Below are 7,939 nucleotides of genomic sequence, written 5' to 3'. Positions count from 1 at the left end.
CATTAAGCTCAAGTTGAAAGGGCTGAGTCCCGTGCAATACAGGACTCAGCCCTTGGGCACCTAGTCTTCAACCGTCCAACTTCGTGGGGTCAGTTCAGAATCGGGTGCCTTTTTCATGTCCTGCCGGCCGGAGCCGCACGGAGCGCGTGACGCGTTACGCGCCGAGCTCCGAACGATCGCCGTGCGACTGCTTCGCGGTATCGACGCTCGCGTCGTCCTGCGACGCGGCTTCCTTCGGCGCCGCCTTGACCGACGTCGTGCCGTCGAGCGTCGCATGCACGCGCTTCGCGCCGCCTGCCGCAGCCGTCACGGCAGCGGCGGTGACGATCGGCTTCGCGGGCTGCGCGGGCGCCTGCGGCGCGTTGATCGGCACGCTGCGGCCACGCGCGACGTCGCGCAGGCGGCCGCGCTCGGCCATCACCTTCGAGCCGTAGCCGTTGTCGTCGGGGTTCGTCGAGCCGTTATACAGGCGCAGGCCGCTCGCCAGCGAGCCGCCGCGCGCGATGCAGTCCTTCAGCACCAGGGCGCCGACCTGCAGGTTCGCGAGCGGTTGCAGCGCGGTGTCGGTGCCGCCGAAATACTCGAACTTGTCGGAGTGGACCTTCGACATGACCTGCATCAGCCCCTTCGCGCCGACGCCGCTTTCGGCGTACGGGTTGAAGCCCGATTCGATCGCCATCACGGACAGCAGCAGCAGCGGATCGAGGCCGACGTCACGTCCGGTCTGGAACGCGGCCTTGACGAGCTGGCCGAGCGGCTCCTGCGCGACGCGGTAACGGCGCGACAGATAGGTGGCGACGAGCGCCTGTTCGCGGTTCGACGCGAGCGCGCGATCGTCGCGGGCATCGGCCGCCACGCGCTGGATCGGAATCAGCTTGGCCAGTGCGACCGGCGACGGGCCGTTGCGGGCCGGGTCGGACGCATCGCTCTGGGCGCCTTGAGCGCCCTGAGCGGCGGTTTCCGGCGCGACATCGAGGCCGACCGCAAGCGCATCCGCCTCGGGCGTGTCTTCCTGCTGCGGCTGCGCGCCAGCGGGCGCGAAGTTCGGCAGCGGATGACCGGACAGCAGACGGGCCGGACCGGCCTGCACGGCCGCGGATACGACCGGCATCAGCTTCGCGGCGAGCGTGCCGCGGACGGTTGGCAGCAGCCACAGTGCAAGCGCAACCGCGACAGCGAAACAGCCGACAACGCTGAATAGATGGTGACTGACACGCGTCCCGCGACGCAGCAAGTTGCGCACGATTTGCGCATGCTGCTCAGTGGGACGCCACGATAACCAAGCGTTCATTCAGATCATCTCCCATGAACATGACTCGTGCGGCTCGCTCAGCTCGATGGCGAGACAGAAAACGCGCCGCGGAATCACGACGCCGCACGCCTTGGTTGGGACGCGCAAGCATCGGGGAAACGGTATAAGTACCGTTCGAGGCCACGGTGTAAGAAGGCCGGCGCCTTCGCACACTGGGCGAGGCGGGCATACGCGGTGGCACCCACGCAAAAAACCAGCGTCTGGTGGCGCTGGCTGGGACTACGACATAAGCCGTCGAAGACGCCGTGCAGGATTCGGCGGACGGTGACGCGCTGCGTCAAAGATCGGTGATTGGCGGCTCGAAGCCTTTTACCCTGCAGCCAATGTGAGCGGATTCTAGCAGGGTTTTATAGATCGTCAACACTATAAAAACTCAAATCTATAACAAAAAGTAATTTAAAACTCCTCTTCAGAACGCAATCCCCGTGCCGTAGGGGGTTTGCGCGCGGTCGACTTTTTCTCCGCCGGGGCGGTCGCGCGGCTGCCCGGGGTAAAATCGTCGGTCGATTCGGGGTCGTAGCCAGCCGCTGCCCCGCCCATCGCTGCCCGTCCCTGCGGGTGGCCCGGACCTTCTTCATGAAATACAAAGACTTACGCGATTTCATTCAGCGCCTCGAGGCGCTCGGCGAGCTGCGGCGCGTCACGCAGCCCGTGTCGCCCGTGCTCGAAATGACCGAGCTGTGCGACCGCGTGCTGCGCGCCGGCGGTCCCGCGCTGCTGTTCAACGCGCCGCCCGGCCATGCGTTCCCGGTGCTCGGCAACCTGTTCGGCACGCCGCGCCGCGTCGCGCTCGGGATGGGCGTCGATGCGGGCGACGATGCCGCGCTCGGCTCGCTGCGCGATCTCGGACGCCTGCTGTCCGCGCTGAAGGAACCCGATCCGCCGAAGAGCCTGAAGGACGCCGGCAAGCTGCTGTCGCTCGCGAAGGCGGTGTGGGACATGGCGCCGAAGTCGGTGTCGTCGCCGCCGTGCCAGGAGATCGTCTGGGAAGGCGCCGACGTCGATCTGAACAAGCTGCCGATCCAGACCTGCTGGCCCGGCGATGCGGGGCCGCTCGTCACGTGGGGCCTGACGGTCACGCGCGGGCCGAACAAGTCGCGCCAGAACCTCGGCATCTACCGTCAGCAGTTGATCGGCCGAAACAAGCTGATCATGCGCTGGCTCGCGCATCGCGGCGGCGCGCTCGACTTCCGCGAATTCGCGTTACAGAACCCGGGCAAGCCGTATCCGGTCGCGGTCGTACTCGGCGCCGATCCGGCCACGACGCTCGGCGCGGTGACGCCGGTGCCCGATTCGCTGTCCGAGTATCAGTTCGCCGGCCTGCTGCGCGGCAGCCGCACGGAACTCGCGAAGTGCCTGACGCCCGGCGTCGACACGCTGCAGGTGCCCGCGCGCGCGGAGATCGTGCTCGAAGGCTTCATTCATCCGCAGGAAGGCGCACCCGGCCCCGCTCCGGCCGGCGCGCCGCCGCGCCCGGCCGGCCATGCGGCGGCCGCATACGAGCACGCGCTCGAAGGGCCGTACGGCGACCATACCGGCTATTACAACGAGCAGGAGTGGTTTCCGGTGTTCACCGTCGAGCGCATCACGATGCGCCGCGACGCGATCTACCATTCGACCTACACGGGCAAGCCGCCCGACGAGCCCGCGGTGCTCGGCGTCGCGCTGAACGAGGTGTTCGTGCCGCTGCTGCAGAAGCAGTTCACGGAAGTCACCGACTTCTACCTGCCGCCCGAAGGCTGCAGCTACCGGATGGCCATCGTCCAGATGAAGAAGAGCTACGCGGGCCATGCGAAGCGCGTGATGTTCGGCGTGTGGAGCTTCCTGCGGCAGTTCATGTATACGAAGTTCATCGTGGTCGTCGACGAGGACGTGAACATCCGCGACTGGAAGGAAGTGATCTGGGCGATCACGACGCGCGTCGACCCCGTGCGCGACACGGTGATGGTCGACAGCACGCCGATCGACTATCTCGACTTCGCGTCGCCGGTGGCCGGACTCGGCTCGAAGATGGGGCTCGACGCGACCAACAAGTGGCCGGGCGAAACGAGCCGCGAATGGGGTCGCCCGATCGAGATGGACGCGGCCGTGAAGGCGCGCGTCGACCGGCTATGGCAGGAGATCGGCCTCTGACGCCACGCGGCCGGCGCGCGCCGGCCCGCGCATCGCACTTGCCGCACGCACCTAGAAAATGAGCTTTCCGCCCGCCTCCATGCTGTCCGACGGATTCCTTCTGTCGCTGTCGTTGTGTCTCGACATCGGCCTCGTGAACGTCGCGATGCTGTCGCTCACGCTGTCGCACGGCTTCCGGCCGGGCTTCTGGCTCGGCGTCGGGTCGTGCGTCGGCGATCTCGTCTACGCGGCGCTCGCGCTCGCGGGGATGGCCGTGCTGCTGCAGTTCGAACCGGTGCGCTGGATCGTGTGGATCGGCGGCGGCGCGGTGCTGCTGTTCCTCACGTGGAAGATGGCGCGCGAAGCGTTGACGCCCGCGACGTCGGCCGACGACGACGCGGACGACGCACCGCAGCCGCGCGCGAGCGCGCGGCGCAGCTTTCTGCGCGGAATGCTGCTCGCGATGTCGTCGCCGAGCGCGATCCTGTGGTTCGCGGCGGTCGGCGGCGCGCTGATCGCGAAAGCCGGTGCGACCACCCCGGCCACCGCGTCGGTGTTCTTGTCGGGCTTTTTCCTCGGCGGCCTCGCGTGGACGCTCTTCATGTGCACGCTCGCGAGCCAGGGCCGCAAGCGCGCGGGCGCCGGGTTGATGCGAGCCTGCCACGTCGCGTCGGCGCTGCTGTTCGCGTATTTCTCGTACAGCGTGATCGTCGGCGGCTACCACGACCTGATCGTACACGCGGCGTAATCGCGGTCGCGCTGCCGCGCCGGCCACCGCGCCACATGCGAGCCCCAATGAAAAACGGCGCAGCGCCCCTCGCGGGACGTTGCGCCGTTTTGCCGCGCGCGGTCAGGCCGCGCGGGACGAATCAGCGACGCCAGTAGCCGTGATGGCCCCAGCCGCCGTAACCATGGCGCCAGTACGGGCGACCGTAGTAGCCACCACCGTAGCCGCCGACGACCACCGCGGGCGGCGGCGCGTAGTAGGCCGGCGCCGGCGCGTAGTAGACGGGCGTAGGCGGCGGCGCGTAGTACACGGGCGGCGGCGGTGCGTAGACGGGGTAAGCGGGTGCGACCGGGATGCCGATGCCGACCCCGATCGACACGTGAGCCTGCGCGGCGCTCGCGGCACCCAGGCCCAGCGCGGCAGCGGCGATGAACGGAATGAGCTTTTTCACTTCGATTCTCCTGCTGGAGCGGTATTTTAGGCGCTCCTGTCGGCAACGGCGGGCATGCACGTCGCATGCAAGCAATGTAGCGAAAACCCGCCCCGCGCGTATCGTCCATTTGTTGCAAATTGCAATTGCACGCGGCCGCAGCGGCCGTCCGGCGCGGTGCCCGACATGGGCCGCGTTCCTTGCGGGTCGCGCGATTCCGTCCGAGGGGTCGGGTCGCGGCACGCCGACCGGTCAGTCTTACCGGATCCGGCGGGCGCAGCGGGCACGCGTGCGTAATGAACGATTACAAATTCGAGACAACATGCCGACATTCCAGGCCGCATGCAGCGGCGCGGTGTTTAGGGGTCGGATTCCGCGATCCTGATTCGGCCGCGATGCCGGACGCCGGCCGCGCATCGACCTCACTGCGTACCGGTAATTCATACGCGCGGCCGTCCCGCCACCGGCCTTCCGCGAAACGGTCGTCATTCCTGCGATACTGGCGGCTGCTTCGTTTTTGCTGACATCCGCCGCCATGCCGCTTCCCGACACACCCCGCCTCGGCTTCATCGGCGCCGGCCGCCTCGCGCGCTGTGTCGCGCAGCGTTTCGCGCAGGCCGGCTTCCCCGTCGTCGCGATCGCGAACCGCACGCCCGCATCGGCCGCCGGCCTCGCCGCGCGCATCGACGGCTGCCGCGCGGTCGATACCCCGCAGCAGGTGGTCGACGCCGCCGACCTGATCTTCGTGACGACGCCCGACGATCATCTCGCGTCGAGTGCCGCGGCGCTGCGCTTCGACCCATCGCGCGCGGCCGGCCAGGCGGTCGTCCATTGCAGCGGCGCATCGCCGGTCGCGCTGCTCGATCCGGCGAAGCAGCAAGGCGCGGCCACCGGCGGCTTCCATCCGCTCTATCTGTTCGGCGGTACCGACGCCGACCTCGCACGCATCGACGGCTGCTCGGTCACGATCGAAGCGGACGGTGCGCTGCACGCGACGCTGCTGCGACTTGCCGCCGCACTCGGCTGCCATCCGCTGTCGATTCCGGCCGGCGGCAGGATGCTGTATCACGCGGCCGCCCACTACGCGGCGAGCTTCGCGCTGTGTGGGCTGTCGGAAGCGGTCGAGCTGTGGCGCGGCCTCGGTTTCGACGAGGACGCCGCGCTGCGCGCGCTGTTGCCGATGCTCGCCGGTACGATCGAGACCGCGCGCGACAAGGGGCTCGCGAATGCGCTGGCCGGGCCGGTATCGCGCGGCGACACGGCCATCGTCGAGCGCCAGCTCGCGCTGCTCGAAGCGCGCGGCGGCGATCACGCGGCGCTGTACGCGCTGCTGACGCGCCGCGCGGTCGCGCTCGCGGCGAAGCGCACGACGCCGCCGGCGTCGCTGCCGGCGCTAGCCGAAGCCGTCGAAACCTCGCTGGCGCGCGGGGCCGCGCACCCCGCCGCGCCCCCCTCCCCGTCGCGCGACGAGGCGTGATAAGGTGTCGGCCGATGCGCCGCCAACCGGCGTTGGCGGCCGCACGCTACTGACTGTATAAAAAGGATGCCAACGATGTTCGGCGAGATCGCCCGTTTTCTGCTCAATACCGTCTTCACGCTATTCGGCGCCGCGCTGATTCTGCGCGTCTGGATGCAGGCCGTCCGCGTGCCGCCGTACAACCCCGTCACGCAAGCCGTGCTGCAGGCGACCAACTGGCTCGTGCTGCCGCTGCGCCGCGTGATCGCGGGCGTACGCGGCATCGACTGGGCCAGCGTCGTCGCCGCACTGCTCACCGCGCTCGTCTATGTCGTGCTGATGGTCGTGATGGCCGGCTTCGATCCGGCCGCCGTGATCGCGACGCTCGTTGTGGTCGCGCTGCTCACCGTCGTGAAGTGGGCGCTCAACCTCGTGATCTGGATGACGATCCTGATGGCGCTGCTGTCGTGGCTCAACCCGCGCTCGCCGGCAATGCCGATCCTCTACCAGCTCACCGCGCCCTTCCTGAACCCGCTGCGCCGCGTGATTCCGAACCTCGGCGGCATCGACCTGTCGCCGATCCTGCTGTTCGTGATCGTGCAGGTGCTGCTGATGATCGTCACGCGCGCCGCCGTGTCGCTGACGATGTTCGGCATCTGATCCGGCACGACACCTACGCCGCCGGCCCCTGCGCCGGCGGTGCGCCGAGCGTGTCGATCACGCCGAACTGCGCGGGCATCATCGCGTAGCACACGCGCACTTTCTCGTGCGACAGCCGCTCGAGCAGCCGCTGCGCCTCGTCCTCGGTGACGATGAATTCGACCTCGATCGCGAGCGAACCCTGCAGTTCGAAGAAGCGATCCTCGTGCAGCACGTGATGCTGGCCGAAACCGGCCATCGCGCGAAACGCGGAACCGCCCGCGACGCCCATCCGGTTCGCCTCTTCCAGCAGCCATTCCCACAGCGGCTTCCAGTGCAGCCGGTGCTGCTCGTGCACGTAGAAGCGCAAAAAGATCCTGTCCATCGCTCCCTCCGATGGCAGCCCGCTCAGGCCGCCGCGAGCCACGCGCGCGCGGTCCACATGCCGAGCGCCGTCAGCGCGAACGATCCAGTCAAGTGTAGGACAGCCACCGCCAACGCCCATCCGAATTCGCCGTCGAGCGCGTGCGTCATCACTTCGACCGAATAGGTCGAGAACGTCGTGAGGCCGCCGAGAAAGCCCGTGATCACGAATAGCCGCCATTCGGGCGGCAACCCGACGCGAACGGTGAATACGACGGCGGCCATGCCGATCACGTAGCCGCCGAGCAGGTTCGACACGAGCGTGCCGAGCGGCACCGCGGGAAAGACCGCGTTGAGCGCGAGGCTCAGGAACCAGCGCAGCAACGCGCCGAGGCCGGCGCCGACGAAGATCGCGACGATCGAATAGAACAAGGGCACCTCGCACGGACGACGCCGCGCACGCGGCTACGCTGAACTGTATGCGGAATCGCGCCGCGCCGGCAATGCCGACGGGCCGTGCAAGCAGACGGCGGAGCGTGTCGCGTTCGCATGACGCGTTTCACGATTTCCCCTGCGCGCGCCGTCGTGGATATTTACCGGACAATTACATCCGACATTACAAACCGATTTTTAATCTGCCGATTATTTATCAGCTGTTTAAAAACCGATAAAGCAGTTCGATCACGCGCACAGGTTAACCCTGCACAACGCTTGTGACCTGCCCCCGGTTTTAGTCCGGACTGCAGTTAGAGTCCGAGGTTAAAAACTGCTGCTTCGCGTCGTGCGCCCGGGCGAACTGCACAGGCGTCAGATAGCCGAGCGAACTATGAGGCCGCTCGGTGTTGTACTCGATACGCCATTCCTCAATCAGCCGCTTGGCGTGGCGCATTGAGACGAACC

At 67.6% G+C, this 7,939-nt stretch carries 8 protein-coding genes; 4 read left to right on the top strand and 4 right to left on the bottom strand.

Annotated features, from left to right (window positions below):
- Window positions 1-154: 154 nt before the first annotated feature.
- The gene (locus tag HWX55_RS35735) at window positions 155-1,291 is read right to left on the bottom strand and encodes a lytic transglycosylase domain-containing protein (protein ID WP_175979078.1); all 1,137 of its coding nucleotides are present in this window, start codon (window positions 1,289-1,291) and stop codon (window positions 155-157) included.
- 597 nt (window positions 1,292-1,888) lie between these two features.
- Here HWX55_RS35735 and HWX55_RS35730 point away from each other — a divergent pair.
- Window positions 1,889-3,445, top strand: coding sequence for a UbiD family decarboxylase (locus tag HWX55_RS35730; protein ID WP_175979077.1), 1,557 nt, complete (start codon window positions 1,889-1,891; stop codon window positions 3,443-3,445).
- A gap of 58 nt (window positions 3,446-3,503) precedes the next feature.
- Window positions 3,504-4,172 carry a LysE family transporter gene (locus tag HWX55_RS35725; protein WP_175979076.1) on the top strand — a complete coding sequence of 223 codons (669 nt, stop codon included), beginning with the start codon at window positions 3,504-3,506 and terminating at the stop codon, window positions 4,170-4,172.
- 121 nt (window positions 4,173-4,293) lie between these two features.
- Here the strand turns inward: HWX55_RS35725 and HWX55_RS35720 are convergent, their stop codons facing one another.
- Window positions 4,294-4,602 (bottom strand): hypothetical protein, encoded by a 309-nt coding sequence (locus HWX55_RS35720; RefSeq protein ID WP_175979075.1) that lies wholly within the window; start codon window positions 4,600-4,602, stop codon window positions 4,294-4,296.
- A gap of 514 nt (window positions 4,603-5,116) precedes the next feature.
- On the opposite strand from HWX55_RS35720, the gene HWX55_RS35715 reads away from it, so the two are divergent.
- Entirely contained in the window at window positions 5,117-6,058 is a 942-nt protein-coding gene (locus HWX55_RS35715; protein WP_175979074.1) for a DUF2520 domain-containing protein, read from the top strand.
- Between the two features lie 75 nt (window positions 6,059-6,133).
- Entirely contained in the window at window positions 6,134-6,697 is a 564-nt protein-coding gene (locus tag HWX55_RS35710) for a YggT family protein (RefSeq protein WP_006488584.1), read from the top strand.
- Between the two features lie 13 nt (window positions 6,698-6,710).
- Here the strand turns inward: HWX55_RS35710 and HWX55_RS35705 are convergent, their stop codons facing one another.
- Window positions 6,711-7,061 (bottom strand): DUF190 domain-containing protein, encoded by a 351-nt coding sequence (locus HWX55_RS35705; protein ID WP_175979073.1) that lies wholly within the window; start codon window positions 7,059-7,061, stop codon window positions 6,711-6,713.
- A gap of 23 nt (window positions 7,062-7,084) precedes the next feature.
- Window positions 7,085-7,471, bottom strand: a complete 387-nt coding sequence (gene crcB / locus HWX55_RS35700) for a fluoride efflux transporter CrcB (protein ID WP_050011623.1) — start codon at window positions 7,469-7,471, stop codon at window positions 7,085-7,087.
- Window positions 7,472-7,939 lie beyond the last annotated feature (468 nt).

The sequence above is a fragment of the Burkholderia sp. BCC1047 genome (genome assembly GCF_902833155.1).
Taxonomy (GTDB): Bacteria; Pseudomonadota; Gammaproteobacteria; order Burkholderiales; family Burkholderiaceae; genus Burkholderia; species Burkholderia sola.
The sequence above is the reverse complement of the archived record's forward strand: the minus strand, read 5'-3'. Positions and strand labels throughout refer to the sequence as shown.

Bases quoted from the DNA above. Each gene is read 5' to 3' on its own strand.
- HWX55_RS35735 (WP_175979078.1), bottom strand. From the start codon at position 1,291: ATGAACGCTTGGTTATCGTGGCGTCCCACTGAGCAGCATGCGCAAATC.
- HWX55_RS35730 (WP_175979077.1), top strand. From the start codon at position 1,889: ATGAAATACAAAGACTTACGCGATTTCATTCAGCGCCTCGAGGCGCTC.
- HWX55_RS35725 (WP_175979076.1), top strand. From the start codon at position 3,504: ATGAGCTTTCCGCCCGCCTCCATGCTGTCCGACGGATTCCTTCTGTCG.
- HWX55_RS35715 (WP_175979074.1), top strand. From the start codon at position 5,117: ATGCCGCTTCCCGACACACCCCGCCTCGGCTTCATCGGCGCCGGCCGC.
- HWX55_RS35710 (WP_006488584.1), top strand. From the start codon at position 6,134: ATGTTCGGCGAGATCGCCCGTTTTCTGCTCAATACCGTCTTCACGCTA.
- HWX55_RS35705 (WP_175979073.1), bottom strand. From the start codon at position 7,061: ATGGACAGGATCTTTTTGCGCTTCTACGTGCACGAGCAGCACCGGCTG.